Source organism: Lachnoclostridium sp. An118, from assembly GCF_002160985.1.
Lineage (GTDB): Bacteria > Bacillota > Clostridia > Lachnospirales > Lachnospiraceae > Claveliimonas > Claveliimonas stercoravium.
On the sequence record NZ_NFLQ01000024.1, the window covers coordinates 23,957 to 41,515 of the forward strand.

At 56.1% G+C, this 17,559-nt stretch carries 12 protein-coding genes and 1 pseudogene; 12 read left to right on the forward strand and 1 reads right to left on the reverse strand.

Going from position 1 to position 17,559, the window contains the following annotated elements; genetic code table 11:
* The first annotated feature begins 112 nt into the window (after positions 1-112).
* The 4 genes from B5E62_RS15155 to B5E62_RS15170 are packed head-to-tail and all read left to right on the forward strand — an operon-like array spanning position 113 to position 5,090.
* A complete protein-coding gene (locus tag B5E62_RS15155; RefSeq protein ID WP_087175354.1) occupies positions 113-1,123 on the forward strand; it encodes a uroporphyrinogen decarboxylase family protein in 1,011 nt (336 codons plus the stop codon).
* Positions 1,124-1,154: 31 nt separating this feature from the next.
* Positions 1,155-1,802, forward strand: coding sequence for a corrinoid protein (locus B5E62_RS15160; RefSeq protein ID WP_087175355.1), 648 nt, complete (start codon positions 1,155-1,157; stop codon positions 1,800-1,802).
* Positions 1,802-4,000, forward strand: coding sequence for an ASKHA domain-containing protein (locus B5E62_RS15165; RefSeq protein ID WP_087175356.1), 2,199 nt, complete (start codon positions 1,802-1,804; stop codon positions 3,998-4,000). Before B5E62_RS15160 ends, B5E62_RS15165 begins: the two co-directional genes overlap by 1 nt.
* 22 nt (positions 4,001-4,022) lie before the next feature.
* The gene (locus tag B5E62_RS15170; protein ID WP_087175357.1) at positions 4,023-5,090 is read left to right on the forward strand and encodes a uroporphyrinogen decarboxylase family protein; all 1,068 of its coding nucleotides are present in this window, start codon (positions 4,023-4,025) and stop codon (positions 5,088-5,090) included.
* A gap of 34 nt (positions 5,091-5,124) precedes the next feature.
* Here the strand turns inward: B5E62_RS15170 and B5E62_RS15175 are convergent, their stop codons facing one another.
* The gene (locus B5E62_RS15175; RefSeq protein WP_162610328.1) at positions 5,125-5,976 is read right to left on the reverse strand and encodes a helix-turn-helix transcriptional regulator; all 852 of its coding nucleotides are present in this window, start codon (positions 5,974-5,976) and stop codon (positions 5,125-5,127) included.
* A 225-nt stretch (positions 5,977-6,201) separates the two neighbouring features.
* On the opposite strand from B5E62_RS15175, the pseudogene B5E62_RS15180 reads away from it, so the two are divergent.
* The 8 genes and pseudogenes from B5E62_RS15180 to larB all read left to right on the forward strand — a co-directional run.
* A pseudogene (locus B5E62_RS15180) lies at positions 6,202-6,699 on the forward strand (DUF5107 domain-containing protein); the annotation flags it as partial.
* 169 nt (positions 6,700-6,868) lie between these two features.
* Positions 6,869-7,228 carry a hypothetical protein gene (locus tag B5E62_RS17150; RefSeq protein ID WP_206414331.1) on the forward strand — a complete coding sequence of 120 codons (360 nt, stop codon included), beginning with the start codon at positions 6,869-6,871 and terminating at the stop codon, positions 7,226-7,228.
* Between the two features lie 159 nt (positions 7,229-7,387).
* Positions 7,388-8,392: an STAS-like domain-containing protein gene (locus B5E62_RS15190; protein ID WP_242957980.1), complete on the forward strand. Its 1,005-nt coding sequence runs from the start codon at positions 7,388-7,390 to the stop codon at positions 8,390-8,392.
* A gap of 197 nt (positions 8,393-8,589) precedes the next feature.
* Positions 8,590-12,984, forward strand: a complete 4,395-nt coding sequence (locus B5E62_RS15195; protein WP_087175361.1) for an acyl-CoA dehydratase activase — start codon at positions 8,590-8,592, stop codon at positions 12,982-12,984.
* Positions 12,985-13,092: 108 nt separating this feature from the next.
* On the forward strand, positions 13,093-14,580 hold the full coding sequence (locus tag B5E62_RS15200; protein WP_087175362.1) for a S1C family serine protease: 1,488 nt from the start codon (positions 13,093-13,095) through the stop codon (positions 14,578-14,580).
* A 627-nt stretch (positions 14,581-15,207) separates the two neighbouring features.
* On the forward strand, positions 15,208-15,615 hold the full coding sequence (locus tag B5E62_RS15205) for a DUF3842 family protein (protein WP_087175363.1): 408 nt from the start codon (positions 15,208-15,210) through the stop codon (positions 15,613-15,615).
* Between the two features lie 217 nt (positions 15,616-15,832).
* Entirely contained in the window at positions 15,833-16,597 is a 765-nt protein-coding gene (gene larE, locus B5E62_RS15210) for an ATP-dependent sacrificial sulfur transferase LarE (RefSeq protein ID WP_087175364.1), read from the forward strand.
* A 6-nt stretch (positions 16,598-16,603) separates the two neighbouring features.
* Positions 16,604-17,368 carry a nickel pincer cofactor biosynthesis protein LarB gene (larB, locus tag B5E62_RS15215; RefSeq protein WP_087175365.1) on the forward strand — a complete coding sequence of 255 codons (765 nt, stop codon included), beginning with the start codon at positions 16,604-16,606 and terminating at the stop codon, positions 17,366-17,368.
* Positions 17,369-17,559 lie beyond the last annotated feature (191 nt).

Sequence of the window (17,559 nt, forward strand, 5' to 3'; positions counted from 1 at the left end):
CCCTTCTTTTACCAGATATGACATTTTTTCTACCATAACAGACATGTAGATCATAGCATCCGGCGGATAAAATGTAAATAGTGATAAAAAAGAAAAGGAGCGGGAAACAAAGATGGATCTTGACAGGACAAGATGGGTGCAGGATATGATCTGCCAGGGCAGGAAAAGGCCTCTTCCGGTGCTTTCCTTTCCGGGCATCCAGATTACGGGACACACGGTGGAGGAGACAGTAAGGAGCGGAAATCTGCAGGCGGAGTGCATGAAGGCGGTTGCGGACAGATTTGACATGGCAGCCGTGCTGGGGCTGATGGACCTGTCCGTGGAGGCGGAGGCTTTCGGAAGTCCGGTGCGCTACAGCAGCCAGGAGGTACCTACTGTGACGGCAGCCATCATCCAGGAGGAAGAAGAGGCGGAGGCACTGCAGGTGCCGGAAGTGGGGGCAGGCAGGACCGGGGAGTGCCTGGAAGGCATCCGGAAGATTGCAGAAGTGACAGAGGACAGGCCTGTATTTGCAGGCATGATCGGCCCCTACTCCCTGGCCGGACGGCTTCTGGACATGACAGAGATCATGATCCTCTGCTACGAGGAGCCGGAGATGGTGGAGACGGTGCTGGAGAAGGTGACAGGATTTCTCTGCGATTACGCCAGAGCTTTTAAGGAGGCAGGAGCCCACGGCATTGTCATGGCAGAACCGGCAGCCGGACTTCTCTCCCCGGGGCTTTTCAGAGAGTTCTCTGTGCCGTATGTGAAAAGGATCTGCCAGGCGGCAGAGGAGGCAGGGCTTGTGATGATCTATCACAACTGCGGCATGGTGGAACCCCTTCTTGGGGACATCGCAGATATCCCGGCACACGGATACAGTTTCGGGAACGCGGTGAATATGGAGACGGTGCTGAAGCAGATGCCGGCAGACAGGCTGGTGCTTGGAAACATCGATCCGGTGGGGATCCTGCGCAGCGGCACACCGGAGGCAGTAAAACATGCCGTGACAGAGCTTCTGGAAACCTGTGGGAAATATGACAACTTCCTGCTCTCCAGCGGATGTGATATCCCGCCGGTGACACCCCTTGAGAACCTGCAGGCATTTTTTGATGCGGCAGAAACATTTTATGGGAAAGCGTAAGAGGGTATAGAACAGAGAGGAGAATAAAGAGATGGAACTTTTACAGGAAATGTCGGAACTTCTGCAGAAAGGAAAGGCCAAGAAAGTGAAGGCGCTGGTGCAGCAGGCACTGGACGAGGGAGTGGACCCGAAAGAGATCTTAAACGAGGGACTGCTCTCGGGCATGATGATCATTGGGGGAAAATTTAAGAACAACGAGGTGTTCGTGCCGGAGGTGCTGGTGGCTGCCCGTGCCATGAACGCCGGGCTCTCCATCCTGGAGCCAAAGCTGGTGGAGGTCGGAAATGAACCGGTAGGCCGGGCTGTCATTGGAACTGTCCAGGGAGATCTGCACGATATCGGCAAAAATCTGGTCTGCATGATGTTCAAGGGGGCCGGATTTGAAGTCTGTGATCTGGGCGTGGACGTCAGCTCAGACGCCTTTATTGACAAGGCGGAGGAGATGTACGCGGACGTCATCGGTATGTCAGCCCTTTTAAGTACCACCATGTGTCAGATGCAGGCCTGCATTGACCGTCTGAAAGAGCGGGGACTTCGGGAAAAGTATATTGTCATGATCGGCGGCGCCCCTGTCACAGATGACTTTGCCCGGCAGATCGGGGCGGACTACTACACGCCGGATGCGGCTTCTGCGGCAGAGACAGCCAGAAGCGTGGTCCTGGAAAAGAAGAGTGCGTAATGCGGTACACGGATTTTCACATCAGTATTTCAGCTGAGGAGGTCTGCCGTCTGCTGGACGGGCACAAAAGCACTCTTGGCGGGGAACTGGCAGAAGAGCTGGAAGAGATGCTCCCGGAAGCCTTTGAGCGGTTGGAGCCGCAGGCGTTTCTGGGGGTGGGGGACACGGAAGGCGTCCTTTATGAGGAAGAGGCAGAAGAAGGCCAGGAGGCCCTGTACGTCATCACCACAGTGGGGGAAGCGCTCAGCGGCTGGTCCGGGGAGCTTTTCAGAGAGGGCGACTGTGTGAAGGCCATGCTGGCAGATGCCATTGCGGATCACTGTCTCTTTCAGATGGACCGGCAGCTTCGGGAGCCTATCCTGGGGCTGTGCAGGCAGCAGGGCCTGGGGATCAGACGGCGGCTGGAGGCGCCCCAGGACGCTCCCATGGTGATCCAGAGGAAAGCTCTCCAGGTCTCCGGCGCCGGAGAGGGGGGCATGGAGATCACGGAAGGTCTTATGTACCGGCCGGTAAAAAGCGCCTGCCAGGTCTTTCTCCTTACAAGAGACAGGGATCAGTTTTTCTGGGAACATGACTGCAGCGGATGTCCCGACACTTCCTGTCGGATGCGAAAGGGCCGTCCCCCTGTTCTTGAGGTGGAGACAGTGGACAGGGACGGACAAAAGAGAAGACGGATCAGAGGCCATGTGCAGGCAGGACAGAGTATTCTGGAGACGCTGCGGGCGTGGGGGATTTATCTGGATGTCCCCTGCGGCGGGAGAGGCACCTGCGGGAAGTGCCGGATCCGCCTTGTAAAGGGTGAGCTGGCCGTGACAGAGGCGGACCGGAGCCATTTCTCTGAAGAAGAGCTGAAAAATGGTATGCGCCTGGCCTGCAGGGCCCACCCTGCGGGAGATTGCGTGATCCGGCTTAAGGAAGCCCGGGAGGATGCCTTCTATATTCCCGGCAGCCGGGAAAAAGCCGGGGAGGAAAGTCTGGAACTTAAGAGCGCAGGAAAGGCCGGCAGGAAAGGCGTGACTGTCGATATCGGAACCACCACTGTGGCCATGGAGCTGGCGGACCTGGAGACGGGGGAGAGGCCCCGGATCTACACGTCTCTTAACACCCAGCGGCAGTACGGGGCGGACGTTATCAGCCGGATCCAGGCGGCGGACGAGGGAAAGGCAAAGGAGATACAGACCTGTATCCGGGATGTCCTGCGGGAAGGACTGGCCCGTCTCACGGATGGCGGGAAGGAACATATAGACCGGATGGTCATCGGAGCCAACACCACCATGGTCCATCTGCTGATGGGATACCCCTGTCATTCCCTGGGAGTCTATCCCTTTACGCCCTGCTCCACAGAGCGGATAGACACAGACGGGCAGGCGCTGCTGGGGGAGGCGGCGGAGGACTTTGACGTGTCCGTTTTCCCGGGGGTGTCGGCCTACATCGGAGGGGACATCACTGCCGGCCTCTATGCCCTGGATTTCCACAGAAAAGAGGAAGTCAGCGTTCTTGTGGACCTGGGGACCAACGGGGAGATGGCGGTTGGAAATAAGGACCGGATCCTGGCAGCCTCCGCAGCCGCGGGCCCAGCCTTTGAGGGAGGCAATATCATCTGCGGCACCGGAAGCATACCGGGGGCCATCTGCGGCGCCCGGTGGAACGGACAGCAGATGGAGCTTCAGACCATCGGCGGCGGAGCACCTGTGGGGATCTGCGGCACCGGGATCATCGAGGCTGTGTACGAGATGATGGAAGCCGGGATCTTGGATGAGACCGGGCGGCTGGAAGAGCCCTGGGATGAGGAGGGATTTCCCCTGGATGGGGAGGGAAAGATACGGATCTTCCAGAAAGATATCCGGGAGATCCAGCTTGCCAAGGCGGCGGTGCGGGCCGGACTTGAGACTCTCCTTGCCGCATACGGCGTGGAGGCCCGGGATGTGGATACGTTCTACATTGCCGGGGGATTTGGCTGCCAGCTTGATATAGAGAAGGCAGCAGGCATCGGACTTCTGCCCCAGGACTGTGTGGGAAAAGCCCGCCCTGCGGGAAATACGTCCCTTGAAGGGGCGCTGCGGTATCTGAGAGAGGCGGACGGAGGGGCCGCTGTGGATGAGATTGCCGGCAAGGTCCGGGAGATCGCGCTGTCCACAGACCGGAACTTCCAGCAGCTTTATATGGAATATATGTACTTCGGGGAAGACGAAGAATAAAAAAGAAGGAAAGGTGAAAAGAATGACGCCAAGAGAAAATCTGCTTCATTTGCTGAGAAGGGAAGGCTACGAGACCGTGCCTGTGGAGTTCATGCTCTGCCCCAGCCTGGAAAAGAGTTTCCAGGAGGAGATCGGAGGGCCGGGCGCCGACTATATGGAGTATTTCGGGATGCCCTGGCGCCGGGTAGGTGAGCTGATCCCGGAGGACACGGATATCACCAGGTTTTACCCCTACTATGATGAGATCAAGGACAATATGGAGATCGACGAGTGGGGAGTGGGCCACGAGTCCAGTCCCACCTCCATGCATATGACAAAGATGCTCCACCCGCTGGAGGACGCAGAAGAGGTGGAGGAGATAGAAAGCTACCCCATCCCGGTCTACACGGAGGAGAAAAATGCATGGGTGAAGGACAGAGTGAAGGAGCTCCATGAAAAGGGGCTGGCCTCTGTGGGAAACATGCAGTGCACCATCTGGGAGACCGCCTGGTATATCCGGGGCATGGAAAATCTCATGATGGACATGTTAAGCGACGAGGAGCTGGCGGAGGCAGTCTTTGACATGGTGGAGAAGATGTCCACAGACCGGGCGCTGATCTACGCAAAGGCGGGGGTGGATATCCTCTATCTGGGAGACGATATCGGCATGCAGCACAGCATCATGATGAGCGAGGAGATGTACAGCCAGTGGCTCTATCCCAGGCTGAAGCGGCTTATCGCAAAAGTGAAGGAGGTGCGGCCGGACATCATCGTCATTTACCACTCCTGCGGCTACATTGAGCCCTTTATCAATTACCTTATTGACGCAGGCATTGACGTGCTCAATCCTATCCAGGCGGAGTGCATGGAGTTTAAAGAGATCTATGAAAAATACGGGGACAGGATCTCCTTCCACGGCACCATCGGCACACAGACAGTCATGCCTTTCGGGACGCCGGAAGAAGTGAAGGAAAACGTGTGGGGAAACCTGGACATTGCCGGAGAGAAGGGAGGCCTTATGGTGGCCCCCACCCACCTGTTGGAGCCGGAAGTGCCCTGGGCCAACATCCTGGCCTACGTGGAGGCATGCAGGGAGTATAAGAAAAAGTAAAGAAGGCGGAGCGCACAAAGGCTCCCGGACAGACCTAGGGCTGCCTCGAAAGAATGGAGGAGCGGTACTGTCCGGGAGTCATTTTTTCCGCTTTCTTAAAGCAGGTGCAGAAGCTGCTCTCGCTGTGGAACCCGGTGCGCAGGGAAATGTCCTTGATGCAGATATCCGGGGATCGCAGAAGGAACCTGGCGGCTGAGAGGCGGGTGTTCATCAGATACTGGTAAGGCGTAAAGCCGGTTTCCCGGGAGAAGAGGCGGATAAAGTAGTAGGGGCTTAAGCTGACCCGCTCCGCCAGGAAGGGAAGGCTGATATCCTCGGAAAAATGATAGCTGATGTAGGAGATGGTCTCCGTCACAGCGGGGCTGTAGGAGCTGCCGGCAGCGGGAGCCTCCCCGGCGGCCAGAAAAAGATCCAGAAGCTCTGTGATCTGCCGCGACAAGGCAGCCTCCCGGATGGGCAGGGCATTGTGAAAGGTCTGGAAAAGCTGTTCCAGCGTCAGCACTGCCTGGGGATCGGCGGGAAAGATGGAGCCGCTCCTGCGGGTGATCTCCTCAAAATAGGCGGCTGCAAGGGGGCCGTCAAAGTGCATCCACAGTGCCTCGAAACCGGAGCTGTCCCCGTAGCTGTGAGGCTGGTAGCAGTCCAGAAGGAGGAACTGCCCCTCCCGGACTTCCCCGGAGAAATCCCCGGAGGATACCTGGCATGTGCCGCGGGCAACGTACAGGACAAGGTAACTGTCAAAGTGGCTGCGCTGTATGAAGTACCCCGGCTCATAATAAAAATGGCCGATGGACAGCGGGTACAGGTACAGTTTCCTGGCCGGAAGGCCGGGGCTGTAGATATAGTAGGAAGAGCGGGGAGAGATCTTTGCTTCCTGGGTCTGCATGGGGGACTCCTTTCCGGCGCCCTGGCGCCTGCTTTCTTTGTCTTTGTCTGTATTGTGATCATTTTTCCGGGAAGGCACAACCATGAAAGCAATTTTTTTAAATATAGTGGCAAGATAAAATAATGAAATGCGTGGACTTCCGGCGGTAAAATGAAAGACAGAAGAGAAATATTTAAAAATAAACGGGCAGCCGGGACCAGTCCGGGCTGCGGAAAGGACAAGAAGATGGAAGAAGTAAAAGTCTGGCAGGAGGACATGCACATCCCCACCTATGAGCCGGGAGAGCCACAGAGAAATCCCATGTTCCTGGAGGGGAGGGTGTACCAGGGAAGCAGTGGAAAAGTCTATCCCTACCCGGTGACAGAAAAGATCAGCTACGAGAAGACGGACCACGTGTACCGGGCGGTCTTTCTGGAAAACCAGTATCTGAAAGTCATGGTGCTGCCGGAGCTGGGAGGACGCATCCAGCGGGCTTACGACAAGACAAACGGCTATGATTTCGTCTATTACAATCATGTCATCAAACCGGCCCTTGTGGGGCTTACCGGACCCTGGATCTCCGGAGGCATTGAATTTAACTGGCCCCAGCACCACAGGCCCACCACCTATCTTCCGGTGGACTGGAAGATGGAGAAGCAGGCGGACGGCAGCGCTTCCGTCCTGGTCAGCGACGTGGACCAGATGTACGGCACAAAAGGCATGGCCAGATTTACCCTGTATCCGCCAGGCGCTGACCTATCCGGAGAATTTAGGAGAGGGGCGCCTGGAAGGAACCAGGGACAATCACCTCTGGTATCACCTGGGCCTGGCAGAAAAGGAACAGGGGCATGAGGAGGAAGCCCGCCGCTGCTTTGAGAAGGCCACAGAGGGCAGCCGGGAGATCGGAAGCGCCATGTTCTACTACGACCAGCCGGCGGACATGGTCCTCTACCAGGGGCTGGCCCTGCGGGAACTGGGAGATGAGAGGGGAGCCTGCGCCTGCTTCAACAGCCTTCTGGACTACGGGGAGCGGCATCTGGAAGACCGGCCCCAGGTGGACTACTTTGCTGTGTCCCTGCCGGACTTCCTTGTCTTTGAAGAGGACCGGACCTTAGCTGATCGGGTTCACTGCCACTATCTGATGGGGCTGTTCCATCTGGGCTACGGAAGAGGGGAGGAGGCCTGCGGGGCCTTTGAGAAAGCCCTTGGGCTGGATCACAGTCACCAGAACTGCCGCATCTATCTGGAGATGGCAGAGGAAACAGCCGGGTAAATAAAATGGATAAATGAGACAGATAAATAAGGCAGCCGCTTGTCCCGCACCCGGAAATGTGTTATGGTATTATAAATAGAAATTATAGTTTTGAATTTATAAAATAAGGTTGAAGACATGTCGTTTACAGAAGCAAAAAGAGACGCTATAAGAAGGTATATGATGGACAAGATCCGGGACGGCTGCAGTGATTTCCTCAAGAGGACGGCGGAGAATTTTGGTATTTCCGAGACATCGGTGCGCCGGTACGTCAAGGAGTGCGCAAAGCAGGGCATTCTGGAGGAAGATGAGAGCTTGCCTGCAGGCTGGAAGCTGCGCACGGTCTCGGAGAACTGGGAACTGAAAAATGACGGAGAGCTTGAAGAGGACAGCATTTTCTGGGAGTACATCCACCCGCACCTGGACGGGCTGTCTGACAACGCAAAGGATATCTGGTACTATGCGTTTACAGAGATCATGAATAACGCCATTGAACATTCCGGGGGCAGCAGGATCCTTTTCGCCCTGCGGCAGGACCCTCTGTATACAGAGATTTCTATTACAGATAACGGGACAGGGATCTTCCGGAACATACAAAGGTACATGCGGGAGAGGGAAGGCATCACTCTGGACAGCGCCCAGGCGGCTCTGGAGCTGTACAAGGGAAAGCTGACAACGAACCCGGAAGGGCACTCCGGGGAGGGCATCTTTTTTGTGTCAAAAATGCTGGCGCAGTTCGCTATATGGTCAGAAAATACGGTCTATGCCTACCGGTGCGGCGACAGACACAGATTTGTGCAGTCCCATCTGATTTCCTATTATACAAGACTGGAGGGGATAGGAACTATGGCAGTGATGAAACTGGACAATGATACAAAGCGCACATCCAGGGAAGTATTTGACACATATGCGCCTCTGGAGGAGGGGTTCGTGAAGACGGAGATCCTTCTGCGGGAGATGTGCCCGCTGGGAGATCCGGTGGCCAGATCCCAGGCCAGGCGTATCCTGCGCAGGCTGGATGAATTCAAGGAGGTTGTCTTTGACTTCAGAGGGATAGACTTTATGGGGCAGGGCTTTGCGGACGAGGTGTTCCGCGTGTTTCAGAACCGTCACCCGGATATTACGCTGACCGTGGTCAATGCGAATGCTTCTGTGCAGGGGATGATCCGGCATGTGAGGCGCTAGCCGGCGGCTGTGCTGCAAAATTATTGACATCTGTCCTGGTTTGTGATATAAACTCTTTCATAAAGAGTTAGTCATGACATATACCCGGCGGCTGCGCAGCGTGAATCTTTACGCGGCAGCCGCCCTAAAATTGCAAAAAACTGAAAATAGAGAAGCCATGACATCACTAAGAACTAAAGAGAAGGCAGGGAAGATGGATGGATCAGGAACTTGTGGAGATCCAACCCGGCAAGGTGTTTCTTGCCGGGATTGATGTTGGATCAACGACGACTAAGATTGCGGCCGTGGACCCGGAAAACGGGGAAGTGGTCTACTCGGATTACAGAAGACATCATGCCAACCAGGTGCAGAGCATCATTCGTGTGCTGGAGGGCTTCCAGGAGAAATTCCCGGGGGTGAAGATCGAGCCTGCGCTGACAGGATCGGGTGCAAAGCCCATTGCGGAGAAGCTGAAAATCCCTTTTATACAGGAGGTGGCGGCCAATGCGTTGGCGCTGAGAAAGAAGTACCCTTCTGTGCGGACAGCCATTGAGCTGGGAGGCCAGGACGCCAAGATCATCTTCTTTAGAAAAGACGAGAAGACAGGCGATCTGAATGTGGCGGACATGCGGATGAACGGAAGCTGCGCGGGAGGCACCGGAGCTTTCATTGATGAAGTTGCTTCTATATTAAAGGTGCCGGTGGAGGAACTGAACGCCCTTGCGGAAAAGGGAGGATTTACATACGATATCTCCGGCCGGTGCGGCGTCTACGCAAAGACAGACATCCAGCCTCTTCTGAACCAGGGCGTGGCCAGGGCGGATCTGGCCCTGTCTTCTTTTCACGCCATTGCCAAGCAGACCATAGGCGGGCTGGCCCAGGGACTGGAGATCAGAAAGCCGGTGGCTTTTGAGGGAGGCCCCCTCACCTTCAATCCCACCCTTATACAGGTGTTTGCAAAGAGACTGAAGCTGTCCGGAGAGGATGTGATCATTCCGGAGAGGCCCGAGCTGATGGTGGCTTACGGGGCGGCTATCTCCCTGGAGACCATGTTTGAAAACAGGAAGCGGATCCTGGATACCGGGGAGCTTCTGGAAACACTGCGCAGCCCTTCCTTTCAAGCAAAGAGCGGCCAGGGGGAGGAGGCCCGTCCCTTCTTCGCCTCGGAGGAGGAGAAGGCTGCCTTTGAGAAACGGCATGAGAAGGCCTCCAGACAGTGGAAGAAGCCCCGGCCGGGAGAGAAGGTCAACGTGTACCTTGGCATTGACTCCGGCAGCACCACCACCAAGTTTGTGCTGATGGATGAAAAAGAGGAGATCCTGGACTCCTTCTACGCTCCCAACGAGGGAGAGCCCCTTCTTGTGGCCAAGAAAGCCATGATCCAGATGCGGGACCGCTATAAAAAGGAAAACATTGATCTGAATATACTGGCAGTGGGCACCACCGGCTACGGGGAGCAGCTCTTTGCCAAAGCCTTCCAGGCGGAGTACCACACCGTGGAGACGGTGGCCCACGCCCGGGCGGCAGAAAAGTACGTAAAAGACGCCACCTTCATTCTGGATATCGGCGGACAGGACATGAAAGCCATCTGGCTGGACAACGGCATCATCACCAATATCCTGGTCAATGAGGCCTGCTCCTCGGGCTGCGGTTCCTTCCTTGAGAACTTTGCCGCCTCCCTGCATATCCCGGCCAGAAAGATCGCGGAGGCAGCCTTTGCCTCAAAGCACCCGGCAAAGCTGGGAAGCCGCTGTACGGTCTTTATGAACAGCAGCATCATCACCGAGCAGAGAAACGGCCGCCTGCCGGAGGACATCATGGCGGGACTTTGCCGCTCCATCATAGAGAATGTATTTACAAAGGTGGTCCGTATCTCCAACCTGGACTCTCTGGGAGAGCGCATTGTGGTCCAGGGAGGTACCTTTGAAAATGACGCCGTTGTGCGGGCCATGGAAGAGTACACAGGCCGCCAGGTTGTCCGAGCCCCCTATCCAGGTCTTATGGGTGCAGTGGGCGTGGCCCTCATCGCCAAAGAGCGGCATGCAGGAGAGCCCGAAAAACGCACCTTCATCGACCTGGACAGCCTGGACGACTTCTCCTACACACAGGAGTCCAACGCCCCCTGTCCCTTCTGCACCAACCACTGCCGCAGGACCATTGTCACTTTCTCAAACGGCAATTCCTGGGTGACAAACAATCGCTGCGAGAGGGGAGAGGTGCTGGGCAGACCGGAGGACGCCCAGGCAAGAAAACAGCTCAGGGAGAAGACCCAGAAAGTCAACAGAGTGCCCAATATGTACAGAAGAAGGGAAGAACTTCTCTTCAAAGACTATCCCTGTCCGGAACCGGCTGTAAAGAGGGATCTCACCATCGGCCTTCCCAGAGTCCTCTCCAATTGGGAGTTCATGCCTTTTTGGAGCACCTTTTGGAAAGCCCTTGGGTACAAGGTACAGCTCTCGGACATGAGCACGAGAAAAATGTACGAGTCGGGACTTTCCGCTGTCACCTCGGACACCGTCTGCTTCCCGGCCAAGCTGGTACACGGACATCTCCGGAACCTGGCGGCGAAGAAGGTGGACCGCATCTTCATGCCCGCTGTGACCACTATTCCCACAGAGAACAGGGAGAAGACAAGCGAGTCCATGTGCGCTGTGGTGAAGGGCTATCCCATTGTGGTGAAAAACTCGGACAACCCCAAGAGACAGTTCGGCATCCCCTTTGACGAACCGCTGTTCCACTGGCCCTCAAAAGAGGACCGGGACCGGCAGCTTACCATCTATATGAAAGAGCATTTCCAGATACCGGAGGCGGAGACAAAGAAAGCTATTGCAGCGGGAGAGCAGGCCCAGAAGAGCTTCCGGGCAGAGCTGAAAAGGCAGGGAGCCGCCATCATTGAGAGAGTGAAAGAGAAAGGGAAGTTTGCTGTTGTCCTGGCGTCCAGGCCTTATCAGAACGACGCCCTTGTTAATCACGACCTGCCGGAGATGTTTGTCACCATGGGAATTCCCGTGCTGACAGCGGACTCGGTTCCGGGTATCGAGGATGTGGATCTCAGTAAAAGCAGGATCGACATTGTCAACAACTTCCACGCAAGGATGCTCTCCTCCGCCATCCTGACGGCTCAGAGCGATTGCCTGGAGTACGTGCAGGTGGTGAGCTTTGGCTGCGGCCATGACGCCTACCTGTCGGATGAGATCATCCGGCTGATGCACGAGATATCCGGGAAAATCCCTCTTGTCCTGAAGCTGGACGAGAGCGACATCCAGGGCCCCTTGCGTATCCGCGTCCGGTCCTTCCTGGAGACAGTGGCCATGGGAAGAGAGAAAAAGAAAAGATTGAAGACGAGGGAGCTTAAGGACCCCTATCCAGTGAAATTTGAAAAGAAGGACAGGGCGGACAAAGTGGTGCTGGTGCCCAACACGTCCCACGCCTTCAGCCGGATCATGGCCGCCTCTTTTGCGGGGCAGGGCGTGAAGACCGTGCCCCTGGAGATTGGAAGAGGGGAGGCCATCCGGCTTGGAAAGCAGTATGTCCACAACGACATCTGTTTCCCGGCCCAGATCGTTATCGGTGAGGCCCTGGAGGCCCTCCGCAGCGGAAAGTACGACCCGGACCACACGGCGATCGCCATGGGCAAATACGTGGGAGACTGCCGTCTGACCCACTACAGCGCCCTTCTTCGGAAAGCGCTGGATGACGCGGGATTTTCCCAGGTGCCCATCCTTACCAATGATGATGCGGACTCCCACAACCTGCATCCTGGATTTAAGATGAATCTTTTCACCTCCCTGAAGATCGCCTTCTCTCTGCCCATGATCGATGTGCTGGAGGAGCTCCTGCGGAAGATACGGCCCTACGAGAAGGTAAAAGGAAGCGCGGATAAGGCCTTTGAGAAAGCCATGGACGCGGTGGTGGAAGGGCTGGAGACAAAGGGCATCCCGGGCGCCAGGAGGGGCTTTAAGAAGGCCGTGGATATTATGAACCAGATAGAGTACGACCGAACCAGCCCCAGGCCGGGCGTGCTGATCGTTGGAGAGTACCTGCTGAACTTCCATCCCGGCGCCAACCACGACATCGAGGCCTATCTGGAAAAGAACGGGTTTGAGATCATTGAGGCCCGCATGACGGACGTCATCCGAAAGACCTATTTTTACCACGACAGCCAGAACAGGGAGTACCACCTGAAGCGTCCTCTCATCCAGAAGATCTGGTATCATGTGGCAAACAAAGCCTTTGACATTGCCCACGACATGACAGACCGGATCGCGAAGAGGCATCCTCTCTACGAGCCGGCCCTGCGGATGGAGGATATGGTGAAGGACAGCGATGCAGTTATCCATCACACCTTTGACGCGGGGGAGGGCGTGCTGATATCAGGGGAAATCCTGCACCACGCCAAAAAGGGCTGCCGGGCCTTTGTCATCCTGCAGCCCTTCGGCTGCCTGCCCAACCACGTGGTGGGAAGGGGCATTGCCAAGAAGCTGAAGGAAATGTACCCGGATGTGCAGATCCTGCCTCTGGACTATGACCCGGATGTCAGCTTCGCTAACATTGAGAACCGCCTCCAGATGCTTGTCATGAATGTGAACCAGCAGAAGGAAGAGGCATCCTAAAAAACACAAAAACATAAAAAGTTCTTCACAATTCCATCACAGAACCAGCCTATAATCGGTCTTGTAAAAAGAAAAAGACTATTCGCAGAAGAAGAGAGGCAGGAGCATATGATGGATGAAAGATATACAGAAGGATATACAGGAGAAAACAGGGAGACGCGGGAGACCGGCGGACAGACGGAGCAGCAGCACGAACTGCTGGAGAGCGCTGGTCAGGAGGCGAACCAGGAGGCAGGCCAGCAGTCTGGTCAGGAGAACGGTTGGCAGACAGATGCTGCCGGGTATATGGAATACGCAGAGGCCGGGGGAGCTGCTCCGGAAAAGAAGATGAAAAAAGCTAAAAAAGCAAGGAAAGCATCCGGGGGTCCCATGAGCATGAAGAAGAGATGGGCTGTTCTGGTCTCCATGGCCCTGGTCTTCGGCGCTGTGGCCGGGGGAACGGCCTTTGGAGTCAATGTGGCGGCCAGCAGCATCTACGACAGGCAAAATGCGGAGAATAACCTGTCAAACACGGAGACCGTGTCCAGCTCGGAAAGTACTGAGGACAAGGGTACAGTGGCCCAGGTGGCCCAGAACGCCATGCCCTCCCTTGTGACCATCTCCACCATGTCCGTCGAGGAGATGCAGAGCTTCTTTGGCGGCACCCAGGAGTATGAGGTGGAGGGAGCCGGGACCGGTGTCATCGTGGGAAAGAACGACACAGAGCTCCTCATCGCCACGAACAACCATGTGATAGAAGGGGCGGACAGCCTGTCCGTGGGATTTGTAGACGAGTCGGCAGTGGAAGGACAGATCAAGGGTACAGATGCAGACAATGACCTGGCGGTCGTGGCCGTGAAGCTGTCCGATATCTCCAGCGATACCATGAGCCAGATCAAGATAGCCACCATCGGCAACTCAGATGACCTCGTCCTGGGCGAGCAGGTCGTGGCCATCGGAAATGCCCTTGGCTACGGCCAGTCCGTGACAAGCGGCTACGTGAGCGCGCTGGACCGTGATCTCCAGCTCACAGACAACAGCGGCAATACCATCAACTCCACAGGACTGATCCAGACAGACGCTCCCATCAACTCCGGCAACAGCGGAGGCGCTCTGCTGAACATGAGCGGTGAGCTCATCGGCATCAACGAGGCCAAGAGCTCCACGACCCAGTCCGGAACCACCGTGGACGGCATCGGATTTGCCATCCCCATCAACAAGGCAGAGGAGAGCCTGCAGAATCTGATGAACCAGACGACCCGTGAGAAGGTGGACGAGAGCCAGGCATCCTATCTCGGCATCCAGGGAGCAGATGTCTCCGAGGAGGCCGCCCAGATGTACGGCATGCCCACTGGTGTGGCTGTCTCCGCAGTTGTGGAAAACGGTCCTGCGGACCAGGCGGGTATCCTTGCCGGCGATGTCATCACAGGATTTGACGGGCGCTCTATCAGCAGCATGTCACAGCTCCAGGATACACTCCAGTACTATGCTTCAGGCGAGACTGTGGACATAACGGTCCAGAGATCTGACCAGGGACAGTACCAGGAGCAGACTGTGAGCGTCACCCTTGGCTCCGCCAGCGAGGCGCAGCAGAACCAGCAGAGTCAGCAGAACTAAGGTATAAGGCATTTATCGGCGGAGAATTGGGCTTGAACCCGGCTGTCAGATATGCTATGTTGATAATAGAAAAGGAAAAACCACAGAAGCAGTCTACCCTTGACAATGAACGAACTTAATGCTTTACAGCACCAGCCGTCACTATTGCAGTAGTGGCGGCTGTTTTTGTCTCTTGAAGATGCCTGCTATAGTAATAAATATGATGCAGCACATACTTATTCATTAAAATAAAAGGTAATTACAAGGTGCTACAAGGTTCTTACAAGGCGTATAGCATGCAGAAAGAAAAGTATTCCAACAATATGGTGACAAAAGAATACAGAAATTATCGTACATTAAAAAGATGTTTTGGAAAATCAGATAATTGAATGTAAAGGTCAACAGGATTGAGGCGATAGCATTTTCCGGACCGTACTCTGCCTTTCGGGTATACAGGCATATGCCGAACAGGTATTTGCCATTGCGCCCGTCCGGCGGTAAACTGTAATAGAAACAGACTGTAATGGAAACAGATGTTTTGTTGCTTGACAGCTAAAATACTTTTCTGTAAACTATAGAAAGACTGTTTTACTGCATAAATATGCCTGTACAGGGAAATCCTGGAGGAAGAGCAGCGGAGGTGGATGTATGAAGGTTCTCGTTATAGACGGCCAGGGCGGCGGGCTGGGACGTCAGCTCGTGACGGCTGTGAAAGCCCGGTATCCCGAGGCGGAGGTCCTGGCGGTGGGGACCAACAGCGCTGCCACAAACGCCATGCTGAAGGCAGGGGCGGACCAGGCGGCCACAGGGGAGAACTCCGTGGCCGTGGCATGCAGGAAGGCGGACGCGATCATGGGACCTGTAGGGATTGTGATCGCTGACTCCATGCTCGGCGAGATCACCCCCCGGATGGCGGTGTCCATCGGGCAGAGCCCGGCAAAAAGGATACTGATACCGGTCAATCTGTGCGACAACATCGTAGTGGGCGTGGCAGATCTGACCATGGCAAAAAGAGTGGAGAGCGCAGTGGATGCGTTGGCTGATCTGATGGACTAGACAGATGACATCCGGCAGGAAGCCGGGATGCGGCGGCAGAAGCCCCGGAGGTATCAGAGGCACAGCGCACAGGAAAGCGCCTGCCTGCAGCCAGTGTGAAATAAATCCAGCGTAAGATGAGACAGATTTGAAATGGATACCAGGAAGGTATCTGCACTCAGAAGAGAGGCAGGTGCCTTTTTATTTTGCTATTTTTCAAAAAGACAGGAGAGATGATATGACTTTGGAAACATTTTTCAGGGAAGTGCCCCGGGCGGCCGTGGCCTTCTCGGGGGGAACGGACTCAGCCTTCCTCCTGTGGGCGGCAAAAAAATACGGCTGCCAGATACAGGCCTACTATATACATACTGCCTTCCAGCCCGAGTTTGAGCTGGAGGATGCCAGGAGGCTGGCAGGAGAGCTGGATATCCCCATGCAGGTGATAGACATGGATATCCTGGGCGTGCAGCAGGCGGCAGAAAACGGCCCCAGGCGGTGCTACTACTGTAAAAGGGCTCTTTTTACGAGGCTGAAGGAGCAGGCGGCAGAGGACGGGTATACGGTCCTGCTGGACGGCACCAACGCCTCCGACGACGCCGGGGACCGGCCGGGCATGCGGGCCCTGCGGGAGCTGCAGGTGCGCTCCCCCCTGCGGGAGTGCGGCATCACAAAGGATAGGGTGCGCAGCCTTTCCAGGGAGGCAGGACTTTTCACCTGGGAGAAGCCGGCCTACGCCTGTCTGGCTACCAGGATCCCGACAGGGACAAAGATCACCCGGGGGGACCTCCAGAGGGCAGAGCAGGCGGAGATGGCTCTCATGGCGCTGGGATTTCAAGACTTCCGGGTGAGACTCTCCCGCGAGGGGGCCCGGCTTCAGATGACCGGGGATCAGATGTCCCTGGCCGTGGAGAGAAGAAATGACATCATGCAGGCGCTGAAGCCCCTTTTCCCGGCTGTGTTCCTTGACCTGGAAGAGCGGAGTCCGTCTGTGCAGAGGAGGTAGACAAAAATGGATAATAAACAGGATATACTTGCGCTGCTCCGGAGCGTGGCCCAGGGGGAGACTTCCCCGGAGGACGCCCTTCTGTCTCTGAAGGAGGAGCCCTTTGAGGATTTGGACTACGCCAAGATTGATTTCCACCGCAGCGTCCGGCAGGGGGCGGCGGAGGTCATCTACGGTGCCGGGAAGACGCCGGAGCAGATCATCGGCATTGTGAAGACCATGGGAGAGAGAGGATGCCGCAACATCCTCGTCACAAGGGTCGGACAGGAGGCGGCAGACGAGCTGGCGGCAGTGGTCCCGGTGGACTATCACCCCATTCCCGGACTGGCCATCGCCTTTCCGGAAGAGCGGCCCGGGAGAGGCAATATCGTAGTGGCCACAGGGGGGACCAGCGACATGGCTGTGGCTGAGGAGGCGGCCCTCACGGCGGAGGCCATGGGAAATCAGGTGACCCGGCTCTATGACGTGGGCGTGGCAGGCCTTCACCGGCTCCTCTCCAACCTGGATGTGCTCATGAGCGCCCGCTGCGTGGTGGCGGTGGCCGGTATGGAGGGGGCCCTGGCCTCGGTGGTGGGCGGCCTGGTGGACTGCCCCGTGATCGCCGTGCCCACCAGTGTGGGGTACGGAGCCAGCTTTGGAGGACTGTCAGCCCTTCTGTCCATGCTGAACTCCTGCGCGTCCGGGTGCAGCGTGGTGAATATTGACAATGGATTTGGAGCCGGCTATCTGGCCAGCAGGATCAACCAGATGGAAGGCATAAAGTCCAGCTAAGAAATGTCAAGAGGTGATATAAAAAAGTTAAATTTGTTACAACAGAGCAAAAAAGGCAACCTTAACAGACCATCCCCGATATAGGAGTGGTCAGGAACTAAATATCCAGAGTACCGTGTTACTTATGCAGCCTTTCTTCCCTTGTCAGGATACTCTTCGGCAAAACGCCTGCAGTGCTCCTCTGGCGTGAT